The following is a 25744-nucleotide window of genomic DNA, read 5'->3' on the forward strand; positions in this document are numbered from 1 at the left end:
GGCTTTTTTGTTTCGAATAAACTCCGGAATAGATTTTTTTTCTTGACATTTCGGCGTACTTTATGTACGTTAAACCGTACGTTTTAAGTCAAGGAATATTTTAATGACATCTATAACTGTAACAAACGCTCGTAAAGAACTATATAATCTTCTTGATCAGCTGCAGCAATCGCATGAACCCGTACATATTACCAGTAAACGGGGAGGCGGAGTTTTAATCTCCGAGCAGGATTGGTCGGCGATACAGGAAACTCTCTACCTCCAGTCGATCCCGGGGATGACAGAGAGCATTATCGAGGGCATGAACACGCCCATAGAAGAGTGCTCCGAGGATCCGGGATGGTAGGATGGAAAGTTGTTTTTACCTCCAGGGCACGAAAGGATTCCAGAAAACTTTCATCATCGGGCTTTCGTTCCAACGCGGAGAAACTCCTTGATATCCTGGAACACGACCCATTTCAATCCCCACCTCCGTATGAGAAACTCGTGGGCAATCTCACCGGCTGTTATTCGCGCAGGATAAATATCCAGCACAGATTGGTTTACAGTATCAACGAAGAAGAAAGGGTGGTCAAAATACTTCGAATGTGGTCACATTATGAATGAAGGGTCAAAAGGGCTAAATCTACTTTTATTATAAAGCATTGATATTGATGTTTTTATGTTATGTGTTTTCGCAGGGGAGGCAATGATTCCAAATGGAGCTTGATAAATATTGAGTTTTCTGTTTAAATTGAACAGCACTGATTTATAATGAAACAATAACAACAGTTCGAGGATTAACCGTGCCGGAAAAAAAGAAAACAACAAAAATACTTCAAAGCTGCCTGTCTAAGGCTCAAAATCTGAATGAAATGATCGATTATTCTGATGATTCGGTCGTTAGTAAAACCATACTGGATAAGACTATAGGTAATTTAACGCTGTTTGCCTTCGATGCCGGCCAGCGTTTGAGCGAGCACACATCGCCTTATGATGCCGTAGTGCAGGTAGTCGATGGAAAGGGCCGCTTCAACATTGACGGCAAAGCGGTTGAGGCCTCTGCCGGCGAGCTTCTTATAATGCCTTCAAATATTCCGCATTCTGTTGACGCGGACGAGCGTTTTAAGATGCTGCTGATTATGATAAGGGAATAAGTTATGAGCAAAGCATTCAAAACAGGTTTTTTAATAGCGTTTATTGTTCTTGCCGCTGTGTTTATATTGGTAAGCATCAATTCAGAGGATGAACAGTCTCCCTCTGCCGGTGAGAATACGGCAACTGCTCCGCCTGATGAAATCCCCGGTGTTGTCCTTGATGAGAGAGGCTCTGAGCCTGTCCGAACCGCCGCGATACAAACAGATGCGCTTTCGAAAGTTCGCCCTCAGCAAAAACCGGAGAGCCGGCCCGTTGCCGAGCCGGCAGAAACTCAAACGCCGCCGGAAAACGAGCCGGCCGCAGAGGCTGAAAAACCGAAACCAGCTACAATTTCTGAAATTGCCGCTTCTTTAGGCAGGGTTGAATCCAGCGGGCTAAAAGAGCAGCCAGAGGAGATGCCGGAACCTGTCGAGCAGACAGAAGTAGCCGCTAAACCGGCAGAGAAACAAGACGATCCAGAACAGAAGGCTGAAAAAACAGTCAAGACTACACTGCCCGCAAAGGGCCAGGTAATACATGTCGTTGAAAGCGGAGAAAATCTCAGCTCTATCTCAAGGGCATACTACGGAACGCCAAACCGCTGGCAGGAAATACAGAAAGCCAACAATATAAAAGATCCGTCAAAGCTGCAAATAGGCCAGAAGCTGTTGATTCCGTAACTTCAAGTGTATTGCTTTCTACAAACCGGTAAATCAATCTTAGAAAAACAATTACAAACACTTTATTCTGTTACTTGTAAGAAAATAATTTATGAACATGAAGGAACTTGCACAACGGGCAAAAAAGGCATCTATCGCTTTGGCTGCTCAGAGCGGAGAAAAGAAAAATCTGGCTTTGGAATACATCGCCCAGATGCTCGATAGCCGTAAGGCTGACATTATAGAAGCAAACAGTATTGACCTGCAAAACGCTCAGAAAAATGATCTGGAGAAGCCCCTGCTTAAACGGCTTAAGTTTGATGAGGCGAAAATAAAAGGCGTTTGCGACGGGATAAAAAGCCTTATATCTCTTGAGGAGCCTGTCGGCGTTACCCAGAAAGCTACTGAGCTGGACAATGGGCTTGAGCTGTACAGAGTTACATGCCCTATCGGGGTTATCGGCATCATCTTTGAATCCCGTCCTGATGCGCTGGTACAGATATCTACGCTGTGCCTCAAAAGCGGCAACTCCGTCCTGCTCAAGGGCGGCAGTGAAGCGGCGAATACAAACCGTATCCTGGCCGATATTATCGCAGAAGCCGCCGACAAAGCGGGTATGCCCGATGGCTGGATCGGCCTTATGGAAACACGTGATGATGTCGCGGCAATGCTCAAGCTGGAAGACTGCATTGATCTTATAGTTCCCCGCGGCTCAAACGAGTTTGTACGCTACATTATGCAGAATACCAGTATTCCGGTACTTGGCCACGCCGACGGGATATGCCATGTTTACATCGACAGCGAGGCGGATATTGATATGGCTGTTAATATAGCTGTAGATTCCAAGTGCCAGTACGCGGCAGTATGCAACGCGGCGGAGACGCTGCTGGTTCATGCGGCCGTCGCGGCGGATTTTCTGCCGAAATTCAAAGAGCGTATGGACGCTAATGACGCGGTGATAAAGGGTTGCGAAAAGACTCGCGGCATAATCAGTGCGGAGCCGGCGGCGGAGATTGACTGGAAAACCGAATATCTCGACAACATTATTTCTGTGAAGATAGTCGATTCCCTTACAGAGGCGATCGAGCATATAAATACATACGGCTCCGGCCATACAGAGGCAATTGTTACTAAAAACCGTGACACCGCATCGCAATTCATGGCACTTGCAGACTCGGGTAATGTTTTCTGGAACGCAAGTACGCGTTTCAGCGACGGATTCCGCTACGGCCTTGGCGCGGAGGTCGGCATCAGTACAAACAAGATACACGCCCGCGGCCCGGTAGGTCTGGAAGGGCTGTTGATTTACAAGTGGAAATTGATCGGCTCGGGCCAGACTGTGGCTGAGTACGCAGGCGGAAACAAAAGTTTTACACATAAGAATTTAGAAAAGAATTGCGATATCTGATTGTCGTGTAGTAATTTATGCGGAACTTCTCAAAATCACGGCGTATAGTAATAAAGGTTGGCACAAATACCCTGAGCAAGGACAACGCGATTGATTCAGAGTATGTGCTTTTACTGGCCCGGCAGATTAAGGCGCTTCTCGATGACAAACGCCAGGTGCTTCTTGTAAGCTCCGGTGCTATCGGGATGGGTGCCGGCCGGCTCGGCTATGTCGGCAGGGTTACCGGAACAAAAAGAAGGCAGGCTTTTGCCGCGGTTGGCCAGCCGCTGCTGATGCACGAATACGAGAAGGCCTTTTCGGCTTACAATGTCAATATCGCACAGGTGTTGGTTACAACCGACGTATTGAATAACAGAAGCTCCTATCTTAATTTGCGCAACGCCATCGACACGCTGCTTGAGCTGGATGTCGTGCCGGTAATAAACGAGAATGACTGCGTCAGTACGGACGAGATCGGCAAGGTATTCGGCGATAATGACACCCTTTCAGCGAGAGTCGCGGCGAAAATCGGAGCCGACCTGCTGATAATACTCAGCGACATAGACGCGTTTTATGACAAAGACCCAAAAGAGCATAAAGACGCCGCCGCACTTGAGCTTGTAACGGAAATAACCGATGATATAGTCAAAGCCGCCGGCAAGAACGGCAGTATGCACTCTACAGGCGGCATGGCGACAAAGATAAAGGCCGCCAGAATTGCCTCTGATGCCGGATGCCGGATAGTTCTGGCTCACGGGCGGCTGGAAAATGTCATCAACCGGATTGTCAGAGGCGAAGTGATAGGCACGCTCTTTCTGCCTAAGCGCAAGCTTTCCAGCCGTTTAAGGTGGATTCTCAACACAGATCCTGCCGGCGTGATTGAGCTTGACGAAGGGGCGGTAAAAGCAATCTCAAACAATAAAAGCCTGCTTCCCAGCGGGATAAAAGCTGTTAAGGGGCTATTTGATGCGGGCTCGGTCGTGATGCTCTCAGACTGCGCCAAAGCGGTTACCGCCTTGAGCAGTGACGAGCTCAAGAGACTTGCCGGTTGCCATAGCAGCGAGATACGCGACATTCTCGGCGACCATCGTAAATCCGTAGTTGCCGTGCCGGAAGATATTGTGCTTCTTGAGATTTAGCGGGTACAAGGGAATCATCCACCGCGGAGCTGCCGCAAAGACAGCCCCGCAGAGGAAGTTGATTTTATTCTTTATCTGAGCTGTTTAGAAGTCAACGCCGACACCAAGAATATGCTTAGTGTCTGTGCTGGTATTGCCCTGGGATGGGGTTGCGTCATAATCAAATATAAACTTGTAATTTGTGAACATCCGGCTGTTTATTTTGAGCCTTAGCTCGGCAAAGGATGTCAGATAGTAATCTGAAACCTGCTCTGTTGAGGGGTAGTAGGTCAGCTCACTTATAAACATAAGATTATCCATAAGCTGTTTATCGAAATGATATCCGGCTTGTGCACTGAGCCTTGAGTCGGATGTGCTGGGATTTTCATACGATTCATGCATACTGGCAAGACCGGCCTCAACGTTGAAGTTCATTTCAGGGGTTTCTATAAACTGATGCCCAAGACCGCCGCCGATTATGGTTCGACGGTCAAGATTGGCCATCGCGTCTTTTTCATAGCGGCCTTCGCCGAAAACATAGGTTTTTTTGCTGATAAAGTAGTCATATTTTGCCCTGGTATCCCACCAGTGTTCGGTTACCACATCATAATCCTTGCTGCGAGCATAGTCGCCGGAGAGGGTTATTCTGTCGTCCTCGCCTCTGCGGCTCAGATGTGCCCCGCCGCCGTAGGTTTCACTTTGGGTGTTTCCGTTTTCGACTGATGCGCTGCCGTAAACACGACCTTTCCACCTAACCGGCTCCGGCGGAGCGGGATTGATTGCGGCTATGTCGCCGGCGCTTATTTGACTGCTGACGGTATCACCGGTTATGGTAACGGTTGAATCATCTGATTTTGTGAGCTTGCCTTTGATTATCGAGCCGTCTTTCAGGTGGACAGGCTGATCGCTTTCGATGCTGAATGTATCGACATTGGCCATATCAGCCTTTACCTCGCCGAACATCTCGGTTGCTATGGTAATGCTGCCGTTTTCCATAGAGGTTACGTCTCCGGTGATTTTGTCGCCGTTATTCATTACGATAACATCAGCCCAAACTGCGGCACAAAGTACACTTAGAGAGATAAATGCAATTTTTTTCATACTAAATTCCTGTTAATTATTTCTGATAAAAAAGGGCCGGGGGTCCGGCCCTTATGAGTATTGCTGAATTTAAAACTGTAGAGAGTTACGAATGGTTATTTTTCCTGAATCATATGAACATCATGCTGCGGGAACGGAATTGTGCAGCCGCCTGCTTCCAGAGCGGTTTTGATCTTTTCCTGCATATCGAAATACAGTCCCCAGTAATCCGCTACAGTTGCCCACGGACGCACAACAAAGTTTACACTGCTGTCTGCAAGCTCGCTTACGGCTATTGTTGGAGCAGGCGATTCGAGTACGCGATCATCTGAATTGATGACTTCGGTGATGATTTCGCGGGCCTTCTGAATATCGTCACTGTATGAGATGCCAAAGACCATGTCAAGACGCCGCTGGCCGTTTGCTGTATAGTTTTTGATGTTATTCGATGTTATACCGCCGTTTGGAACGACTACACGTACATTGTCAGGAGTGTTTATGACCGTGTTGAAAAGCTGTACCTCAACGACCGTGCCGCCCTGGTTGGCTATTTCTACATAGTCTCCGGCCTTAAACGGCTTGAAGATCATTATAAGGATGCCCGAGGCGAAATTGGATAGCGAGCCCTGCAGAGCAAAACCAATAGCCAGGCCGGCAGCACCAAGTACAACCACAAACTGAGCCGTCGGCACGCCGAGCATTTGCAACGCGGCGATGATTACACATATCATAAGGCCGAAATACATGATATGCCTTGTAAATTTAGCCAGCGTCGTATCAACGTTTGCTTTGACCATCATTTTTTCAACTATTGCGCAGAGCACCTTTACTACCATCTTACCTATGATATATATGGCAATAGCGGCCAGGAGTTTTAAGCCGTAAACAACAAAAAGCGCCTGCACTTTTTCCATTATACCCTGGGCTGATGTTCCGGAAGATTCTGCTGCCGGAGCTGCCGCTTCGACTGCTTCTGAGGCCTTGGCGGCTGTTTCTTCAGCAGTGGCGATAAGTCTGGAAATTAATGACTGAACCATAATCAAGTTCCTTTCAAAAAAATTATAAATGTATAAATACAGTATCTATATAATAAGTTCTTATTTACTCAAAACAAGCTAAAAATTCAGAATCGAGCATTTGCGGCATCTATTTGTGGTTTAATTATCGGTTTCACAAAACCTTGCGACAGCGGTGCTTGAGTTTCTGTATTTTTTTAGGCAGCTGATTCTTGCGTATTTTTATATAAATGTCCAATTCTGGCGGCATTATTGTTCGCTGTTCTTTGAAAAATGCGGGACAACGAGCGAAGCGAGGCTTTGGTTTTTATTTATTGCTTATGATGCGGTAATTGATAAACTGTATCTTATGGCAGATATAGACTTAAAAGAAATAGCAAAACAGCATCTCGAGATCGACAGTTTTTTTACCGGAGATTTCGGGATATTGGGCCCCGAGCTGGATTTCCGCAGTCTCAGAGCTGAAATTACACCGCAACCAGAGACGAAAACATCTGATCCGGCCGCAATTTCGGAATTCTTAGATGATGTTTCGGCAGCCGCCAGTCTTGAGCAGATAGCGTCAATGGTGAATCAATGCCGCAAATGCGAGCTTGGTTCCAGCCGGCTCAATCCCGTCCCGGGTGAGGGCAGCCCGAATGCACGTCTGGTCTTTGTCGGCGAGGCACCGGGCCAAGATGAGGATAAAACCGGCAGGCCGTTCGTTGGCCGTGCCGGCAAGATGCTCACGAATATAATCACTGCGATGGGGCTCTCACGCAACGATGTGTTTATCTGTAATACCATTAAATGCAGGCCGCCGGAAAACAGGGATCCGCTCATAGGCGAGAAAAACGCCTGCCGGCCTTTCCTTGACCGCCAACTCGAGCTGATATCCCCTGATGTGATTGTGGCGCTTGGCAGCCATGCCGCCCGTGAGCTGCTTGGGACAGACGAAGGCATCGGCAAACTCCGCGGCAGGTTTCATGACTATACGCCCTCACCGGGGGCAAAGACCATAAAGGTTATGCCGACATACCACCCGTCATATCTGCTCAGGGCATATACAGTTGACAACCGAAGACGCGTCTGGGACGACATGCTTAAGGTCGTAAAAGAGCTGGGCCTCGAACTGCCAAAAAAAGAAAGGTAAATTCCTAATTCTTAATTCCTAATTCTTAATTCTCAGTAAGGAGTTAATATGCCGATAGCAGAGTTATATAACCCGCAAAAGCATAAGACAGTAACGCGGCAGGAATCTAAGGATTTTGACCGCTGGGCGATTGATGAGCTGGGGATATGTTCGCTTGTTTTGATGGAAAACGCCGCCCTTGGCTGCACCGAGGTGGTAGAATCAATGTATCCATCTCTCAAAAAAGCAGTTGTGGTTGCGGGAACAGGCAATAACGCCGGCGATGGTTTTGTGATAGCCCGTCAGTTGATGAACAGGGGAGTTGAATGTCTGACAATTCTAATTGGGGACACAGATAAGTTAACACCCGACGCAAAAGCCAATTATACACTTCTGGAGCGGCTGGGCGCCAGTATTGATGTTAAATCCGCCGAAAGTGCGGCAAAAGTGGGCCTGCAGGAGATTAGCGGGGCGGAGCTGGTTATAGATGCAATTTTCGGGACGGGGCTTTCCGGCAGTCTTCGCGAGCCCTGGCCGCGGATAATTGAGCACATAAACGCGGCAGAGAAGCCGATACTCTCGGTCGATATACCTTCCGGGCTTAACTGCGATACGGGAGAGCCGCTTGGGGCTGCTGTAACGGCGGCGGAGACAGTTAGCTTTGTGGGCTGTAAAAAGGGATTTCTCGAGCCGTGCGCCGCGAAATATACCGGCAGGCTCTACATCGGTTCAATCGGCGTAAAGTAGAACAGGCTTCCAGCCTGTTGGAGACCGCCGCAAGAGTTCAGGCTTTAGCCTGTAGATGCTTAAAAGAAAACAAGCACGCTGAAGCGTGTACTCTTACCATCAAGTGTCGGGCTGGAAGCCCGACCTACGAAAAAGGCCGAAACCACGAGGTTTCGGCCTTTGAATCTACTGTAGTATAGGTCTTAAATTCTCAATGTCTTAGAATGACAGTGAGTATGTTACTGTTGCATAAAGATCGTTGTCGATCAGAGAATCACCAGCTCCAAAGCTTGGTTTGAGATCCTGCCTTGAACCGGAGAATGCAGTCTGGTAGTAAACACCAGGTGTCAGAACGCCGTTGAACATGTTGAAGTCTGTCTGGCAGCCAACAACGAAGTGTGTCCAACCACTTTCCTGAGAACCCAGAGTTGTTGAGTTGAAATCAGCAACACTGCTGCTGTAAACAACGTCGCCAACAAATGTGAATACCTGTTCCGGGTTTTCAGCTGTGAAGCCGTCTGTTACGAGGTCATAGCTGAGACCAACTGCTGAGATCCAGCCGGTGCCGATAGCACCGTAGTATCCGGTGAAAGTATCTTTAGTTCCGCCATCAAATCCGTCCCATGTATAGAGGACAGAGAAGTGAGGCTTGATACCTGCAAGGTCAAGATTCGGCATCTCAACATAGATTGAAACTTCCTGGAAATCACATTCGTCAGGAGCGCCCCAGCCGCTCGGCCAGTCGCCGAGGTCGTGGTAAACGTATTTCAGGTCATAGGTTGATTCCAGTGCTTCGCCTTCAAGAACAACTGACTTGTAGCCGAGCTTATAGTCGAACTCTGCCAGGTTGTAAGCAGGCATACCACCTGTAGCCATCGGACCGGCATAAACATTACCCGATGAGAGAGCGTTGATGTAGCTGACGCCGCCGTAGAATCCGGTTTCACCGAAATCCATCATTACGCCAACTTCGTATGCGCCCTTGTCATCATAAATGTCATAGCCGTTCCACAGGTACTTGCTCATGTATGTAGCATCTAATGTGACGCCCACTTCATCCATGGCGAAAGCACCAGCCGTCATGCCGATCATGGCGATTAATAGTGTTAATTTCTTCATTAAATTACCCTTTCGAAATTACCCAATAAGTATTCCTTGAAACTTGCCCCGCACACGCGGGACAAAACTACAGTATCCATATTTTTATATTTAAGTTTAAGCTATACACTTAACGCAAATCTACATTTACCATTGCTGGTATTCTACAACGGCGGATAGGCAATTTCAAGCAAGATTTTTTTTAAAATTCCAAAAAAAACTCAAAATCACCACAAAATCACATAAAAACGCGTTTTTAAGCCCTTTGAGCGGCTTTTATGAACCTTTCTTTTGCCTGTCCGGCGAGGTAAAAACTGCCCGTTATGCAGATTAAATCGTCTCTATTTACCGCTCTTCTGGCGATTTGCAGCGCTTCGCCGAGACTCGTAGCGGTCTGGCACATCTTGCCGGTATGCTCTGTATAAAGCTCTGCCAGGTCAGTCGGAGAGACGGCTTTCGGGAAATTGCTGCGTGTGAAAATCAGCTTATCCGCGCCGTATTGCAGCTCTTTGAGCATCCCAACGACGTCTTTGTCCCGGTTGCATCCGAAGATCATCACCATCGAATCATACGGCACATGCTGGCCGACTGCCCGTATCAGCGCTTTGATGCTCGCGGCGTTGTGTGCCACGTCAATAAGCACCTTCGGATCGTTCCAGATCAGCTCCATCCTGCCCGGCAGCGAGACCGTCTCTATACCCTCGATAATCTTTTCATCGTCTATCTCGTATTCCATGCGTTTAAGCTGGTCAATAGCCGCCAGCGCCAAAGCCAGGTTTTCCGCCTGGTGCTCTCCCGGCAGCGGTACCCGTATGTGGTGGTACATACTGGTCTCTGTGTCCACGCAAATCCGTGCATGAGGGCCGTATTCCGGCGAAGACTCAACACGCGCGGAAAAATTGACATTTTTATTGATTACCCAGAGCGGAGAGCCTTTTTTCTCTGCGACTTCGCTTATTACCTGCAGCGCGGCTTCTTCCTGTTCAACGGTTACAACAGGGACGCCTGGTTTTATAATTCCGGCTTTTTCGTATGCGATTTTGTCAATTGTCCTGCCCAGCTGGTACTGATGGTCTATACTGATGCGGGTTATGATCGAAACCAGCGGATCTACCACGTTTGTAGCATCGAGACGGCCGCCCAGACCGGTTTCAAGTACCGATATATCAGCGCCCATCTGGTCAAAATACAGTATTGCAAGAGCGGTGAATATCTCGAAAAAGGTGGGTTTCATGCCCACATGTTCCATATATTCGACCACAGGCCGCGACTTGTTGATCATCTCCGAAAGCTCATTCTGGTCTATGCGGCGGGAGTTGAACTCTATCCTCTCATGCAGGCTCAGCAGGTGGGGTGATGTGTAAAGTCCGACTTTAAAGCCGTTTGCCTGAAGAAGCCGTGCCAGCAGTGTCGCTGTGGAGCCTTTGCCTTTGGTGCCGGCTACGTGAATAAACTTTTTGCCCTTGTGCGGGTTTCCAAGAAGCTCCAAGAGCTTGCTCATACGCTCAAGATCAAACGTATCGACATTATACCGCATGTGTCTTGCGCGCTCGTAGTCCGTTACTGAAAACAGATAGTTCAGGGCCTTGTCGTAGTTATTGAAAGGCCTGACCTTCTGAAAATCAGCGAGGGTCTTGTTTTTCTTCGGGGCCGCAGTTTTTTTTGCTGAAGCCTTTTTTGTTGCCGTCTTTTTAGCAGTTGTTTTCTTCACCGGCTTTTTAGTCGTCTTTTTGCTTGCTGGGGCAGACGATTTGTCAGCTTTGGAAGTTTTCTTCTTTGCTACGGTTTTTTTAGTTGTCTTTTTTGCCACTTTACTTAAAATTATAAAATAATTGCAGAAACGGATAGCCCGTTTAAAAGAATTAACAGTAAGATTCTAAGGCTACCCTATATCATAAAACGAAATATTATACGGTGTTTTTGCCTTTTTGTCAATCTTAAAGGATAATGTACGTACGTTTTAGCAGGTTCTCTTTGCCGTTATATCTACATAATTCCTTTTTTTCAGCAAGTTTATATCGATTTGAACTATTTTGCTGCGGCCGGAACAGCATTAGCTTGCCTTATGGTTAAATAAGTATTGCTGATTCTGTTTTCTGGTTATTTGTACTTTTTCAATTTTTTTTCAAATAGAATGTAGTTTTTTCAAATACATTCTTGACAACAGGGGTGCGGATTTTATAATTGCCTCTCTTTATCATAATATAACAGAATTTACTCTAAAACTCGGGAGTATATACGTAATGAAGACTTATATGGCAAAAACAGGTCAGGTAGAGCAGAAATGGCTGCTGATCGATGCGGAAGGCGCGGCACTGGGCCGTCTCGCTGCAGCGGTTGCGCCAATTCTTATGGGCAAAAACAAGCCTCAGTACACGCCTCATGTTGATACAGGCGATTATGTTGTGGTTGTTAACGCTGATAAGGTAAAGCTCTCCGGCAACAAACTTCAACAGAAGTATTATGACTATTACACCCGCTATCCAGGCGGTCATAAGTATGTCTCCTATGAAGAGCTGCTTGAGAAAAAACCGGAAATGCTTGTAGAGCTTGCTGTTAGAAGAATGCTTCCCAAGAATAAACTTGGCAGGGCAATGTTCAAAAAGCTAAAGATTTACAGCGGAGCCGAGCATGACCATGTCGCTCAGCAACCAGAAAAGTTTGAACTTTAATTATAAAAGGTGAATTAGATGGCAGAATTGGAACAAGCTAACACTCCTTTAATCGACCCGGCTACTGTGCCAGGGGCAATATCCCTGACAGCGGCACCGGCAGCCAAGACAAAAAAACAAAAACCTGACAGGGGCGGATATATCTGCGGTGTCGGCAGGCGTAAAAGCTCTGTGGCACGTGTGCGTATCAAGCCGGGAACAGGTAAGCTAATTATAAATAGGAAAGAGCTTAAAGAGTATTTCCCCCTGCTCAAGGACCAGAACCAGGTTCTTGCTCCGCTCAAGGCAACCGAAGCGGACAGCAGATTTGACGTTGTCATAAACGTTAAGGGCGGCGGCACCACCGGTCAGGCCGGTGCGGCACTTCTGGGTATTGCCAGAGCGCTTAGCAATTTTGATGAATCGCTGGAAAGGCCGCTTCGTGAATTGAACCTCATGACCCGTGACGGACGCATGAAAGAGCGTAAGAAACCTGGTCAGAGGGGTGCAAGAAGGCGCTTCCAGTTCTCAAAGCGTTAATTTACCTCTGTTTTACAGATATTCAAAAAGCCGCAATTGGTTTTCGCCAACTGCGGCTTTTTTTTCGTTAACAATATGCTAAGGCTTGAGTTACGCGTAGAAGTCTTTTATCTTCTGTATTACAAAATCTCGCTGGTCTTCTTCAAGCTCGGGTGAAATCGGCAGAGAGAGGACTTCTCTGCACGCCTTAGCGGTTACGGGCAGGTCATCTTCTTTGAGACCGAGATGTTTGAAGCACTGCTGGGTGTGCAGCGGTTCGGGATAGTAAACGCCGCAGCCGATCTGGTTTTCCTGGAGATGCGCCTTTAGCTCATCGCGTTTTTCGCTGCGTATTGTGTATTGATTGAAAATGCTGTAATTAACGTCGTCGATATGGGGTATCGTGATGTCGCCGACGCCGGCAAGGGCGCGGCTGTACGCGGCGGCGTTTTCACGTCTTGCCTCATGCCAGCTTGAGAGGTATCTGAGTTTTACGCCCAGAACTGCCCCCTGTATCCCGTCGAGGCGGAAATTGCCGCCAATGACCTGGTATTGGTAAGTGGCGTTCTGGCCGTGGTTTCTGACCATTCTTATCATTTTAGCGAGATTGTCGTCGTTTGTCGTTATAAGCCCGCCGTCTCCGAATGCTCCCAGGTTTTTGGTTGGGTAGAATGAGAAGCAGCCGCAATCACCGAAGTTGCCGGCCTTAATGCCGTTTCGTGCCGCACCGATACTCTGTGCCGCGTCTTCGATGACATATATATTGTTTTTTCGGGCGATATCCATTATCGGCTCCATGTTGGCGATCTGCCCGAACAGGTGTACCGGTATAATAGCCTTTGTCTTCTCTGTAATCTTAGCCTCTATCTCTACAGGGCTTATGTTAAATGTGCAGGCTTCTATGTCTGCGAAAACCGGTGTCGCCCCGACCCTTGCAACGGCTCCCGATGTAGCAACAAAGGTAAACGATGGGATTATAACCTCATCGCCCGGGCCAATTCCAAGCGCCATCAAAGCCGCGATAATAGCATCACTGCCGCTCGATACGCCGATTGCGTGTTTGCAGTGGCAGTAATCGGCGATTTCCTCTTCAAATTTCGCTACCGCCGGTCCCAGGCAGCACGCCTGCATTCGGCAAACCCCGGTAATTGCCGGCATTATCTCGTCTTCGAGCCGGGCGAATTGTTTTTTTAAATCAAGTAACGGTACCTGCATATTTGTTCCAATCTTATTTAAACTTCATTTTCTAAAAAATCATCAAGCCGGTGCGGCCGGCTGCCTGTCAGTCTTTATGATAGTATAAACCTATGAGCAGGAAATGAAATATATTTTTAGAATTTCCCGGTGGTTGAATAAATCAAATCTACAGTTGCCAGTTAAGAAGATTTCTGATATAACTTAACAAAGCATAAAACATATAAAATGTATTCGGAGAACATTATGGATAAGGTCTATAAGGCAGAAATCATTCGGGTTATATCAAACAGCAAGTACGTGCCTGTAAACAAGGCCGAGCTTGCCGGCTACATCAAGGCAGAAGATGAGGCGGAATTTGACTCAGCGGTAAATCAGCTTGTAGAAGAAGGCCGCTTAGTCGTTACCGGCAAAGGACTTGTCAAACTGCCGACGATGCCTTCAAAGGTAACCGGCCGCTACCGCTCTAACAGACGCAGGTTCGGATTCGTTATACCTGATATAAAATACCGCGGCGGAGATGTTTATATTCCAGAAGAATTCGTCAATGGTGCAGTTGACGGCGACACTGTTGTTGCCCGGGTCAAGAAGAGCCGCGGCCACGGCCCCGACAGCTACGACGGCAGGGTGATTGAAGTCAAGAAGCGGGCCCGTGAAAGATTTGTGGGCGTGTTGAAAAAGAAAAAAAGTTTCTGGGCTGTGATGCTCGACGGCAACCCGCTCGGCGATTATGTCATAGTCGATGATGTTGGAGCCAAAGGCGCCAAAGAAGGCGACAAGGTACTTGTAAGCGTCATGGAATTTCCCACGGAAACGGCTCCTGCAAGGGGGGTAATACTCGAAGTTCTCGGCAAACCGGGACTTTATGATACAGAGCTTGCCGCGGTTATCGGGCAGTATGAGCTGCCGGGTGATTTCCCAGAACAATGTATTAACGAGGCCGAAGATATTTCGCAAAGATATTTCAAGCAGGGCGAAGCGGACCCCGCCGACGGTGCGGAAGATATCTCCAACAAGATTATAATCACCATCGACCCGCATGATGCCCGTGATTTTGATGATGCTATCTCACTCGAACAGGACGATAAGGGCCGCAAGGTTCTGGGCGTGCATATTGCCGATGTGAGCCGGTTTGTTACTCCGGATTCACAGCTTGATGTCGAGGCAAAAGAACGCGGCAACAGCGTTTATCTTCCGGGAAAGGTTATCCCGATGCTGCCGGAGGTGCTCAGCAACGGTATCTGCTCGCTTCAGCCCAAACAGCCCCGTTTTGTTAAAAGTGCATATATCACATACGACGGCGACGGGAATGTCGTTGATGCCAGATTTGCCAACAGTGTTATAAATTCCTTTTACAGACTGACATACAAAGAGGCAAATGAAATTCTCCAGGGCCGCAGTGATTTCCCGAAGGAGGTTCTGGAGCTGATGAAGGAAATGAATTCCCTTGCCAGAATAATCGAAAAACGCCGCCGGCGCCAGGGTATGCTGCATCTGGACCTGCCCGAGACAGAGCTTATCATGGACGACAACGGCAAGGTCGTCGATGCCGAGCCGGCAGACGATTCATACCCCCATACAATAATCGAGATGTTCATGGTAGAGGCCAACGAGGCTGTTGCACGTTTGATGCATCAACTGAATGTGCCCGCAATCAGGCGAATCCACCCGGCTCCGGACGTGTTTGGAATGCGGGATATTTCGAGCTTTACACGTGTTTTCGGTATCAAGGTTCCTAAAAAACTTGACCGTTTCGCGCTGCAGGCTCTGCTCTCTAAGGTGAAGGGCACCAACAGCGAATACGCGATTAACAACTTTGTTCTTCGCAATTTTACACGTGCCGAATACTCCCCGCTTAAGGTTGGGCATTATGCCCTTGCATCTGAGCATTATACCCATTTTACGAGTCCCATACGAAGATACGCCGATTTGACCATCCACCGTCTCCTGCAGGAATATCTCGAAGGGCGGCTCAAAAAAGGCGGTAAAAACACGGATATCCCCAACGAAGATGATCTGATAGCTCTTGGAGAGCATCTCGGCGAGACCGAAAACAACGCTGAAAGCGCAGAGCGGGATCTTATAAAGACGCTTATACTGACTATGCTCAGCGAGCGTATCGGCTCTGTGCTTAAATGTGTTGTTTCCGGTGTAACCCGCAGCGGGATCTTTGCCCGGTGCATGAAATACGGGATCGAGGGCTTCATTAAGGTTGAGCTGCTCGGCAACGAACAGTGGCATTATGAGCAGTCAATCCAATCGCTTATCGGCAAATTCACCGGCAAGCACATATCGCTTGGCACAGCGCTCAAAGCAAAGGTTGTATCGGTCAATGTCCCCGGCAAACAGCTTGATCTGGCTCCGGTTGAGCCGCTGGTAAACCGCAAATCAATGACAAAATCAGTGCGTAAAGCCAAAGGTAAGGGCGGCTCCGGCAAAAAACGCAGACGCCGCTAATCAAGATTAAATCAACAAGTTTATTTAAAGGCACTGATTATGAAAGTTATTTTACTTATGGTAATGTGTTGTTCTATATTCAGCGGCTGTAAAAGCGGTCCGATGATAATCGCTCACAGGGGCAATTCAAGCTATGCGCCGGAAAATACAATGGCATCGGTGCAGAGCGGTTGGATTGTTGATGCGGACGCTGTTGAAGTTGATGTTTATCTCACTTCGGACGGCAAAATCGCTGTAATTCACGACGGGGATACTCAGCGCGTCTCCGGCGAAAAACTGGTAGTTACCGAGTCGAGTTATGAACAACTCTCAAAACTTGATGTAGGGTCACATAAGTCGTGGTATTTTAAAAATGAAAGGATTCCGCTGCTTGAGGATGTCATCGCGTCAATCCCCGCCGGCAGGAAACTTTTTGTTGAGGTTAAAAGCTCGCCCCAAATCGTTCCGTATCTCAAAGAGCTTTTCAACAACAGCCCCAACAGAGATAGGCTGGTTGTAATCGCCTTTAACAAGGATGTGCTTGATGAAGTGAAAAAACAGATCCCGGATATTCCGGCTTACTGGCTCATCGGCGCGTCAAAAGACAGCGAAACCGGCGAGATACTGCCTTATGATACATCTCTGATAGACACAGCCCTCCACGCCGGATTTGAAGGTTTAAACGTCAATTACGGCGGATTGAACGAAGAATTCGTCGCCCTTGCCCATGCACGGGGCTTGGAGGTCTATGTCTGGACGGTCAACTACTTTGAAGACGCTCAGAGGCTGCGGCAGTACGGCGTGGACGGTATCACCACGGACAGACCGGCAGACCTTTCTCTTCTACTGAAAAACTGACACGGCTCAGCCTGCGACCTCGACGACTTCAACGTCATCGATCCAGAACACACCTGCGGCATTTCCACCCGTCGCGGCGTAGAAATCCAGAGCAGCCGCGTTTTTGGGCGTCTTGATCGGGGCGATCTCTACCATTCGCGGCGCAAAACACCTCATCGGCAGGTTTGTATAGCCCTGTCCAAGGTATTTACCGTCTTTGTCGAAGTACCTCAGGTACACATTAGCCCCGTCGGCGCAGTTGACGTTGACCGTAACACGCGCCGCGTAAAAAGCGCCGGGCCTGACGGGTACCTTTTTGCTTGCCCAGCCGCAGTTTTTATTCTTATCTTTTGATATATCAACGATTTGGGCGTATTTGTTGCCCGTCTTAGCATCGGTTACTATTTCTGCGGTTTCACCGGAGCCGCTCCAGTGCCTGTCGCCGTCATCAAAGCCAGGGTTTTTGATCAGGTTTTCGCCGCTGACCGGTTTCATCTTGGCATTGGCATTTATGAACTGCCTGAAAGAATTGGTCGCGGGGTCGGTTGTGTCGGTTAGCCTTTTTAGCATCTTTTCACGCATTATCTTGAGCTGGTCATAGTACTTAGGGTTTGATGCCAGATTCACTAAACTCCACGGGTCGTTCTCGTAATCATAAAGCTCTTCGGGTGCTCGGTTAAGGTAAAACTCGTATCTGCGGGCTACTTCCGGGTCAGTCTCTGCCGCAGGGTAAAGCACCGGCGTCATGTTGTCGGCGATAAAATCAACATCGCCGAACTGCCACGCCGCCCATTCGTTGTAGATATAGCTCCATTTCTTCTCATGTATCGCCCGCTGGTTGAAATGGAACGTATGCGCCCGGAAGAAAACGCCGTAGCCGGTATCGAACCCATCGTATGTTTTGCCTTTCAGAGCTGGTGCAAACGATTTTCCGTCCATGTGCGGCGGCGCGGGAACTCCTGCCATATCCAGAACCGTCGGCATAAGATCGTATCCGTTTGCAAACAGCCGCTCATTGCTGGTGCCGGCCTTTGTAACGCCCGGCCAGCGTATCATCCACGGAGTCTGCACAGACTGGCGGTAGATGCTGCCTTTGGCGAAGGGCAGGGGGGCTCCGTGGTCGGAGAGAAACATCACAACGCTGTCATCTTTGTATTCTGTTTTATCGAAAGTCTTCATTATAACACCGAACGAGTCGTCGCAGCGTTTCGCCGTGTTGTAATACTGCACCAGCTCGCCGCGCATACCCGGTGTATCGGGCAGATAGCCGGGAACCGCTATCTCATCGGCTTTATATATTCTTGACGGTTTGGGAGCGGGTTTGCGTCTTTTTTCGTATTTGGCCTTTTCCTGGCTGCTGCCGACAAACGGCCTGTGCGGGTCGGTTATGTTGATAATAAGGAAAAACGGTTTTCCGCTTTTGTCGGCTTTATTTAGAAACTCTTCCAGCATCGGAGCGAATTCTTTGGGTTCGCGGCCGTGGCCGGGCATGTCGTTGTTGATGTAGTCCCAGTCGTCTTCTGTTGCCGGCGCGAAATGCGGAACCTTGAGTACTATGCCGGTATAGTATCCTCCCTGTTTCATAACCTGCCCAAGCCGCGGCACGCCGGGTGCTATCGGGTTAAAGCCGGTTGTTCCGTTATGCTGAGGCAGACGGCCGGTTATCCAGCTGGAGCGGCAGGGTTGACAGACAGAAACGGTTACAAAACCGTTTTCCAGTTTCACAGACTGCCCTGCGAATCTGTCGAGATTCGGGGTGATATCCTCTGTTTTGTTGCCGTAACAGCCCAGTGTGTCAAAGCTCATATCATCGGCGGTTACCATCAGTATATTAGGGCGTTTATTATGGTCTTGAGCTATTGTCTGGGCGGTAAATGAAAAAGCGGCCAGTGTTCCGACTGCCGCTTTGAGGAAATCTCGTCTGTTTTTCTGCATGATGGAAACCTTCGGTTTTAATTAAGAATTAAGGAGGCTAACTAGCGTAAACGCCTTAGTTTTTTTTATCACGTCCATAATTTACCTCCAAAAACTCCATTTCCGGGTTTAATATCTTTTACCAGAAATAGTAGTCAGGGCCGGTATAGTCCCAAGGCCCATTGTAATTTTCAGTTGTCTCCCATGTAACATGATAAGGTTTGAGGCTTCCTATCCCCTTGTTAATAACAGAGCCGTCGAGCCTGCCGACATTACTTTTGGCGGAGGAGTATTCCTTCATTACATTTCTGGGGTCGGAATCATTTTCGGGGTATTGTTCATATCCGGTTTTTCCGTGTACTACAACCAGAGCGCCGCGTTTAGGCACATAGCGGTATCTGTCTGTAACCAGCGCAGAATCTCCGCTGTCGGCGATAGTCATTGGTGAACGCCATTTTTCCGCCATCTCAGGGTAATTGTCCCAGTTCCATTTGTCGCTGTCGAATCCGCCCAGATAGCAGTACCCGATACGCGTGTTCCAGCCGGCACCGCCGTAACGTGCAATATAGGGCATTGTTGATTTGGTCACGCCGCGGATTATGTTTGTGCCGCCAAGGTCATATTCCTGTTTTTCCAGCTCCGGACAGACAAAGTTGTCTCTGGCTTTGCTGGTAAGCACCTTTTGAGCAATTGGAGCCATCTCTCTTGGATCCATGTTGACATTAGTGTTTATTGAGCCTCCGATGCCGACCGTGTATTCGCAGAGATTTAGATATTCTTCGGCACGGATGCTGATCGCATCGTCAAAATTGATATTACCGAACTGGAAACCGCCCTTGGGCAGCCTGCCGTTATTATCATTGGCTACGAGACTTGCGCCGTAAAGATTCTGTTTTATCCTCGTGCCGCATATAGTCTGTTTGGCAATCCTTCTTACCTTTGCCAGTGCCGGCATCATGATCGCCATCAGCATTGCTATAATCGAGATAACAACGAGAAGTTCAATTAGTGTAAATGCTTTCTTTTTCATGTTTTATACCATAAAATTATGTTGAAATTTGATGGGTGCGGCAGTTAATCCGCCGCACCCGTTGTACTTACTATACTTACTGAGCGGCAAGCCAGTTCGCTGCCATTATGGCAAAATCACCGAAATCAACCGCACAGTTTCCGTCAAGATCCCAAGCCGGCGGGTTGCCGCCGCAGTTGGGGTCAGTATTGACAAAGCTGATATCGTCGATATCAATCGTGCCGCTGCCCTTGCCGGTATTTTCATCGCCGACAACACCGAAGAAGAATCCGACAACGTTGCTCAGGTCTTCCATACTCGATGCGCCGCGAGTGAAGATAAGGTCTTCGTTATTTAGCGGAATAACAATCTGGTTCCAGCCGATCGGTTCAAAGGTTGAACCCTGGGAGACGTCAAGTTGCGCCTCGGCGAGAATGTTGGATTCTACTATAGATTCCTGATAGAATTTCAGGTAGAGCAGTCTTTCCTGGCTGTTGCCGATATGGCGGTTTACCCATATCCGCATTTCGTTGTACTGGCTCAGATCAACGGGGTTAGCCAGTATTCTGTTGAATTCCGTCCAGGATTCTGTCTCGACGCCGCTGTTGTCATACTCCCATCTAAGTGCATTATTGCCTTCATAGGCATCCGCCGGGTTGGTCAGCAGTGTTATAGTGCTTGTGCCTCTGCTTGGGTAAGAGCCGCTTGTCAGGCCCCACCATACTTCCATATCGCCCTGTGAGGCGTACGATTCAAAGTCATCAGTTTCTACGTCGGACAGAAGCGGCTGGAGGTCATTGCTCAGCCATGCCGAAGACATGCTTAAAATGTCTGCAGGCTCGAAGGGCCCCAGCTGACTTATCTGGCGGTAAACGCCAACTGTGTCAACATAAGAGAGAGACGGTGAGTCAATACGGATATATACATCTGCAACGGTTGCCTCCGCCGGGACTGTGTATTCGTTGGAGTAGAGTACCCACTCACCGCCGGTATTGTCAAAGCCGATCCACTCTTCGCCGAGGAAAACCTGTGGATCAACAGAAGTGTTGAAAAATCTCAATTTGACGCTCGATGCGGTCATTGTATCTGTAGAATTGAGCCAGCACTCAAGCAGCAGTTTTTCGTCAGGATTTACAGTGAACGAGTTATGAGTCATTTCTGTAACGCCTGTCGTGTCCGCCTGGAAAGCATAACTGCCCGCCTGGACCGGTGTCTCGACAACAGTGGCGTTATTAAACAGATGCCAGTTATCCGAGGTGCCTTTTTCAGCCTCTCCGTTTGTCAGCAGGTTGTTTGACTTGTCATATACGAGCACGTCGCCCTTTTCGCGGTAAAGCTCTATCTCGTCGATTCTTACAATGCCGTCAACCGGATTTACATTGTTTAGCACAAATCTTACATCGCAATAATCTACTTCTTTGCCGTCCTGGGCGGGTTGTGCGGCTACCTCTGTTTCTATCAGCGCCCATTCGTTGTCGGTTGGTTCAAGGGGCATATAGAACTGGCCAAGGAATGTGTTGTCGGATGCAAAACTCCTGAACCACACAGCAAAAGCGCCTGTGTCGGGAACTTCCCCATAAAAGTCATAAACGTCTGTGGTCTTATAGTAGAATTTCAGGTAGAATTTTTCTTCAGATTCTGCCGAAATAGGCTGCGAACGAAGATCAGGCTGTGCATATCCGTTAGTTGTGTTGTCCAGCTCGAAGGAGCTTGTGCCGTATGTGGCGCTGTCTGTCCTGTTGATGACTGCTAACGGGGCTGCTGCTTTAAACCAGTACTGGAAGTCAACCGTTGATTCTGCGTCGCCGTTCTTGAGAATGTTTGTTTCTTCATAGACCGTGGTGGAGCCTCTGTAAAGTTCAACGTCATCAACCAGTGCAATGCCGTTGGCGTAGCCTTCGTCGAAAGTGTTGAGGGCGAACATAATATCTATAGCGCCGGTTGGAGATGCTTCAGTTACCACCTCAAGTTCAACAGAGACCCATTCACCGTCTGTGGCGGCGAGGTTCATACCGGTCTGCCCCTGCCAGTTTACCGTATTCCCGCCGTCAATACTTTCGTAGCTTCTGAAAAGCATCACGAACGAATTGTCATTGGGCAGGATTGCGCCGGGCAGCGTTTTGTATTTAAATTTCAGCAGATAAGGCTCTTCCGGTCCGGCCTCCAAAGGTACCATCCTTAAGTTAGCGTTAGAATCAGAGCCTGTCGTGTCCAGCATGAAACTGTATGCCCCATCGCCGGCGCTGTCAGTGTCTGTTACTGTTGCAAACGGCGAGGCAGCATGATACCAGCCGGAAAACGTGCCCGTTTCGGCATCACCGTTTGTGACAAGGTTTGTTGTGTCGTACGTTACAGCGTACGAGCAGAGTACCATAACTCCAAGCATGATTGCTAATAACATTTTTTTCATAATAAAGCATCTCCATTAAAAATAATATTCTTTAATACATCTAATATCTTATGCAGAAGCAGTAGCGAATTGGGCTGTGCCGCTTGGGCTGCTGCTTTTTCTCTCTATAAACTCAACCGGTACTATTTTGTTTATCGCATGTGGAATCGAGCCGGTTATAGTCTCATACAGCAGTTTTGCGCCTTCGTAGCCGACCATTTTCTGGTTCATGTCCACGGTTGAGAGCGGCACCGGCAGACGCAATGCAAAAGGCTGATTGTCGCAAGATGCAACAAAGACATCCTCGCCGATTCTGAGTCCCATCTTTTCCGCCGCGGCATATATTCCGCGTGCCATATAGTCATTTTCCGCGAATACAGTGTATATATCTGCCTCTCTGGTTTGAAACAGCATCAAAGCGTTTTGATACACGTGGATTGCCGCCAGCTCCTGGTTTGTCGCTTCTACATCTTCGGGCATTGGCAGGCCGAAAAGGTAATCGTCGGTGTTTAGGAAGTTGAATTCGCGCATTGCCTCTTTCCAGCCGCGGACTCTGTCGCGGCAGGAGCTTGGCGAATCAGTGTTGCCAAAGTAGTATGCCGGCCGGCCGTGTATCTCAAGCAGTCTGCTCGAGGCCGTATAAGCCGCCATATAATGGTCTGCACTGGCAACACTTACGTCTATTTCATCAAGCGATCTGTCTAAGAAAACAACCTTGAGCCCGTTTTTTATGGCTTTTTGGATAGCGGCGGCATAGCTTTGTGTCTCAAAAGGTGCCAGGACTACGCCGTTTATGCCTGCCCCCGGGTGAGAGAGCGAATTAAAAATTTTGCTGTGAGAGCTGCCTGCATCGATAATACTGTGGTTTAACTCCAGTTCCTCACAGAACCTTAGAAAACCTTTGGTCAGCGAAGAAGTGAACGGGTCGTTACGGAATCTCAGGTAGGCGATGGAAATTTCATTTTCGTTGAGAGGAATGATTTTCCGGGGGGTTGATATTGTGCCGCCCTTGTTGGCTTCCCATTCTATTGCGCCGTCACGTTCAAGCAGCTCAAAGGCTATCTTTGCAGTGCGGTAGTTGACGTTCCAGTCGCGGCAGAGAGCAGTAATCCGGGGTATGGTGTCGCCCGCGGCAAGCGTACCGTTCGAAATACAAGCAAGTATGTACTTCCGTATCTGCTCATAAAGCGGTACCGACGAATCGCTGCTGCGTTTGAAATGTAATTTTACTCTTTGAATTTCCTGCATTAACCAACCTTAAATAATAAAATCTTATTAAAATATAAAAATAAACGGCATCAATGTCAAGAAAAATTTGTGTAAATGTTGCACTTATATCGCAGATGTTGTATAAGTGTTGCATGTCTGTTGTTTAAACCGTTAGATATGCTAAAATTATGTTCTTACATATATGTGGCTGATTTTGTCATATTTTGCTTGCATTTTAATTTTTTGCGGCTATATTTCTTTGCAAATAAATTTCGGTCTGCATGGGTTTATGTTATTATTCAGGCCTGTGTTTAAACGAGTTATGAATTTAGTAGTTCTGTTTTAAAGAAATATTTTTAAATCTGGAGTCGCAAATGCTCAAAAGAAATCTTTTTTTGCTGCTTTTAATCAGTTTTACAGCTGTTAACATTTATTCGGCGTCAATGAGCCGCAGGGCAGAGGCTTCTCCAAGAGAAGAGTCGCGGTGGTGGCCTGTAACGAAAACCCCCGAGATTGTTCATGTTCTCGATGTCAACGACATGAAATCCTACAAAAGCCCCAAAGGTGAAACAGTTCATGTTCGTTTCGGCCAGGAGCATATGCTTGCCGCATCGCTTGCCGGACTTGCCGCACAGGCGGTAAATGAGGGACGCGGCAATGAGATGGTCTGGATCAAACAGCACAAGATAGAGAGCCACGGCCCGGATTATGAAATGTGGTTCCGTGAATCCAAAAAACGCATCGGTTTTGAGGACGCCGGCGAAAAAGAGCTCTGGAATCTCGTTAAATACTTTAAAGGTAAAGGGATAGTAAAGGGGTATGTTCTCTATACGCATGATTTTACACAGGGCGAGATACCATCTCTGCGTAAGGGGCTGAACCACTCCGCCAACGCCGCGACAGTTGCCTGCTCGGTGGAGCAGGGCGTTATGATCGCCGAAGAGCTCGAGGAGAAGGCAAAGGCTATGGGCCTGAAAATGCTCGTTGACGCACGCGGCAAAGACGAAGGCTGGGCGTTCGATAAATATAAATCGCATCTGAACAAGGACTTCGTGTTTGCACAGGATCCGATAACCGCTCACCACAGGCCGCTGGCTATTGCTCATAAGGTACCGGTGATTTTCGGTATAGAAGAGCCTACTCCAACGATTTACGCCTGGATGAACAAACCCGGCGGTGTAATGGGCTGGAACGCCCCGGGAGAGGGCGAATTTGTCGAGCAGCTTTCACGCTATGGGCATATCCTGCTGCCGAGCAACTGGTGCATGAATCTGACGGTTCTATCCTCGGGCACTCTGGAATACGATGTCCCGCTGAATTTTCATACGATAGACCCCTCAGCGGTTGACTACAGCGACAAGAGCCCGGCTGTCTCGTTTATCATGAGTGACGGCGATAATGTGCAGTGGCTGATGGGCGATTTTGTGCATAATCAGTATTACTGGGCAAGCCCCAATCACGGTGATTACCCGATCGGCTGGGGGATGCCTTACGGGGATCTCGACCAGGTATGCCCGGAGGTGATGGAGGTGCTGTATAACACTCAGCCGCGAAATGCTACTATCAACCTGCACGCAGGCGGATATTATATGCCGGATATCTTTGGTGAATATCTGGACGATAAAGAAGCCGAGGCTGCTCTTCGCAAACACGCCCGCAGAGTCGGCTATTACATAAACAAGTACGGGCTTAGAACCTGTATGTTCCTGTGCCGGGATTTGGATTCGCCCGGAGCGATCAAGGCATATACGATATTCGCCGAGGAGATTGAAGAGCTTGCCGGCATGTTTGTCATTCAGTACATGCCTTATAATCCCCAGGACGGCGGCGTTTACTGGGTGAAAAACTCCAAAGGCGTTGATATTCCGGTGATTTCCTGTGAATATCTGATCTGGGCCAATACCAACATGGCAAAGGCCGGTACGCCCGCGGCGGTTGCCCGCATGATAAACGAAGACGCGGCAAAGGCGCAGAGCAGCGGTCAGAGATACCTTGAGTGGGGCATGACGCATACCTGGTCGGGCTTCAAGAAGATCGAGGGTAATGACGAAAAGGCCGAGAATGACCAGTTTATGGCGCCGGGAACCCAGGCCGCCGTGACCCCAACCGGCTGGTGCGTAGATAGACTTGACGAGGATATTAAGGTAATTACCCCCGAGGAGCTTTTATGGCGGCTTAGAATGGAACGAAATCCGGCAGACACAGAAAAAGCCATAAACGCAATCGGCCGCGGGAAGTAAATTTCAAGAGTACGAACATAAACTAATTTTTTTTC

At 48.3% G+C, this 25744-nt stretch carries 22 protein-coding genes; 13 read left to right on the forward strand and 9 right to left on the reverse strand.

Annotated elements, in window-relative coordinates; genetic code table 11:
- Positions 1-103: 103 nt before the first annotated feature.
- The 6 genes from SMSP2_RS01040 (at position 104) to proB (ending at position 4301) form a co-directional block, all read left to right on the forward strand.
- The gene (locus SMSP2_RS01040; protein ID WP_146682178.1) at positions 104-346 is read left to right on the forward strand and encodes a type II toxin-antitoxin system Phd/YefM family antitoxin; all 243 of its coding nucleotides are present in this window, start codon (positions 104-106) and stop codon (positions 344-346) included.
- On the forward strand, positions 340-606 hold the full coding sequence (locus tag SMSP2_RS01045) for a Txe/YoeB family addiction module toxin (RefSeq protein ID WP_146682179.1): 267 nt from the start codon (positions 340-342) through the stop codon (positions 604-606). The genes SMSP2_RS01040 and SMSP2_RS01045 overlap by 7 nt, the downstream gene beginning before the upstream one ends.
- 248 nt (positions 607-854) lie before the next feature.
- Positions 855-1136, forward strand: a complete 282-nt coding sequence (locus tag SMSP2_RS01050; protein WP_146684785.1) for a cupin domain-containing protein — start codon at positions 855-857, stop codon at positions 1134-1136.
- Between the two features lie 3 nt (positions 1137-1139).
- The gene (locus SMSP2_RS01055; RefSeq protein ID WP_146682180.1) at positions 1140-1796 is read left to right on the forward strand and encodes a LysM peptidoglycan-binding domain-containing protein; all 657 of its coding nucleotides are present in this window, start codon (positions 1140-1142) and stop codon (positions 1794-1796) included.
- A gap of 91 nt (positions 1797-1887) precedes the next feature.
- Positions 1888-3183, forward strand: coding sequence for a glutamate-5-semialdehyde dehydrogenase (locus tag SMSP2_RS01060; protein ID WP_146682181.1), 1296 nt, complete (start codon positions 1888-1890; stop codon positions 3181-3183).
- A 17-nt stretch (positions 3184-3200) separates the two neighbouring features.
- Positions 3201-4301 carry a glutamate 5-kinase gene (gene proB / locus SMSP2_RS01065; RefSeq protein ID WP_146682182.1) on the forward strand — a complete coding sequence of 367 codons (1101 nt, stop codon included), beginning with the start codon at positions 3201-3203 and terminating at the stop codon, positions 4299-4301.
- 84 nt (positions 4302-4385) lie between these two features.
- Here the strand turns inward: proB and SMSP2_RS01070 are convergent, their stop codons facing one another.
- Positions 4386-5381, reverse strand: a complete 996-nt coding sequence (locus tag SMSP2_RS01070) for a DUF481 domain-containing protein (RefSeq protein WP_146682183.1) — start codon at positions 5379-5381, stop codon at positions 4386-4388.
- Positions 5382-5476: 95 nt separating this feature from the next.
- Complete coding sequence (locus SMSP2_RS01075) at positions 5477-6397, reverse strand: mechanosensitive ion channel family protein (RefSeq protein WP_222566382.1); 921 nt, start codon at positions 6395-6397, stop codon at positions 5477-5479.
- Positions 6398-6725: 328 nt separating this feature from the next.
- Here SMSP2_RS01075 and SMSP2_RS01080 point away from each other — a divergent pair, with 328 nt between their 5' ends.
- Complete coding sequence (locus tag SMSP2_RS01080) at positions 6726-7508, forward strand: uracil-DNA glycosylase (RefSeq protein WP_146682184.1); 783 nt, start codon at positions 6726-6728, stop codon at positions 7506-7508.
- Between the two features lie 48 nt (positions 7509-7556).
- Entirely contained in the window at positions 7557-8234 is a 678-nt protein-coding gene (locus SMSP2_RS01085; protein ID WP_146682185.1) for an NAD(P)H-hydrate epimerase, read from the forward strand.
- Between the two features lie 198 nt (positions 8235-8432).
- Here SMSP2_RS01085 and SMSP2_RS01090 read toward each other — a convergent pair whose 3' ends face one another.
- Both SMSP2_RS01090 and SMSP2_RS01095 read right to left on the reverse strand, forming a co-directional pair.
- The gene (locus SMSP2_RS01090; RefSeq protein ID WP_146682186.1) at positions 8433-9332 is read right to left on the reverse strand and encodes a hypothetical protein; all 900 of its coding nucleotides are present in this window, start codon (positions 9330-9332) and stop codon (positions 8433-8435) included.
- 235 nt (positions 9333-9567) lie between these two features.
- Positions 9568-11022, reverse strand: coding sequence for a bifunctional folylpolyglutamate synthase/dihydrofolate synthase (locus SMSP2_RS01095; RefSeq protein WP_146682187.1), 1455 nt, complete (start codon positions 11020-11022; stop codon positions 9568-9570).
- Positions 11023-11554: 532 nt separating this feature from the next.
- Between SMSP2_RS01095 and rplM the strand changes: the two genes are divergently transcribed.
- Positions 11555-11983, forward strand: coding sequence for a 50S ribosomal protein L13 (rplM, locus tag SMSP2_RS01100; RefSeq protein ID WP_146682188.1), 429 nt, complete (start codon positions 11555-11557; stop codon positions 11981-11983).
- A 141-nt stretch (positions 11984-12124) separates the two neighbouring features.
- The gene (rpsI, locus tag SMSP2_RS01105) at positions 12125-12502 is read left to right on the forward strand and encodes a 30S ribosomal protein S9 (protein ID WP_237048854.1); all 378 of its coding nucleotides are present in this window, start codon (positions 12125-12127) and stop codon (positions 12500-12502) included.
- A 90-nt stretch (positions 12503-12592) separates the two neighbouring features.
- Here rpsI and SMSP2_RS01110 read toward each other — a convergent pair whose 3' ends face one another.
- On the reverse strand, positions 12593-13696 hold the full coding sequence (locus SMSP2_RS01110) for a DegT/DnrJ/EryC1/StrS family aminotransferase (RefSeq protein WP_146682190.1): 1104 nt from the start codon (positions 13694-13696) through the stop codon (positions 12593-12595).
- Positions 13697-13921: 225 nt separating this feature from the next.
- On the opposite strand from SMSP2_RS01110, the gene rnr reads away from it, so the two are divergent.
- Both rnr and SMSP2_RS01120 read left to right on the forward strand, forming a co-directional pair.
- Positions 13922-16132, forward strand: coding sequence for a ribonuclease R (gene rnr / locus SMSP2_RS01115; protein ID WP_186804788.1), 2211 nt, complete (start codon positions 13922-13924; stop codon positions 16130-16132).
- A 39-nt stretch (positions 16133-16171) separates the two neighbouring features.
- Positions 16172-16969: a glycerophosphodiester phosphodiesterase gene (locus SMSP2_RS01120; RefSeq protein ID WP_146682192.1), complete on the forward strand. Its 798-nt coding sequence runs from the start codon at positions 16172-16174 to the stop codon at positions 16967-16969.
- Positions 16970-16975: 6 nt separating this feature from the next.
- Here SMSP2_RS01120 and SMSP2_RS01125 read toward each other — a convergent pair whose 3' ends face one another.
- The 4 genes from SMSP2_RS01125 to SMSP2_RS01140 all read right to left on the reverse strand — a co-directional run bounded on the left by SMSP2_RS01125 (position 16976) and on the right by SMSP2_RS01140 (position 23508).
- On the reverse strand, positions 16976-18883 hold the full coding sequence (locus SMSP2_RS01125) for a sulfatase family protein (protein WP_146682193.1): 1908 nt from the start codon (positions 18881-18883) through the stop codon (positions 16976-16978).
- Positions 18884-19001: 118 nt separating this feature from the next.
- Positions 19002-19892 carry a type II secretion system protein gene (locus SMSP2_RS01130; protein ID WP_146682194.1) on the reverse strand — a complete coding sequence of 297 codons (891 nt, stop codon included), beginning with the start codon at positions 19890-19892 and terminating at the stop codon, positions 19002-19004.
- A 76-nt stretch (positions 19893-19968) separates the two neighbouring features.
- The gene (locus SMSP2_RS01135; protein WP_146682195.1) at positions 19969-22281 is read right to left on the reverse strand and encodes a hypothetical protein; all 2313 of its coding nucleotides are present in this window, start codon (positions 22279-22281) and stop codon (positions 19969-19971) included.
- A gap of 48 nt (positions 22282-22329) precedes the next feature.
- Complete coding sequence (locus SMSP2_RS01140; RefSeq protein ID WP_146682196.1) at positions 22330-23508, reverse strand: substrate-binding domain-containing protein; 1179 nt, start codon at positions 23506-23508, stop codon at positions 22330-22332.
- 335 nt (positions 23509-23843) lie between these two features.
- On the opposite strand from SMSP2_RS01140, the gene SMSP2_RS01145 reads away from it, so the two are divergent.
- The gene (locus SMSP2_RS01145; RefSeq protein ID WP_146682197.1) at positions 23844-25709 is read left to right on the forward strand and encodes a GxGYxYP domain-containing protein; all 1866 of its coding nucleotides are present in this window, start codon (positions 23844-23846) and stop codon (positions 25707-25709) included.
- Positions 25710-25744: the final 35 nt, after the last annotated feature.

Origin of the sequence: Limihaloglobus sulfuriphilus (assembly GCF_001999965.1) — a bacterium.
Lineage (GTDB): Bacteria > Planctomycetota > Phycisphaerae > Sedimentisphaerales > Sedimentisphaeraceae > Limihaloglobus > Limihaloglobus sulfuriphilus.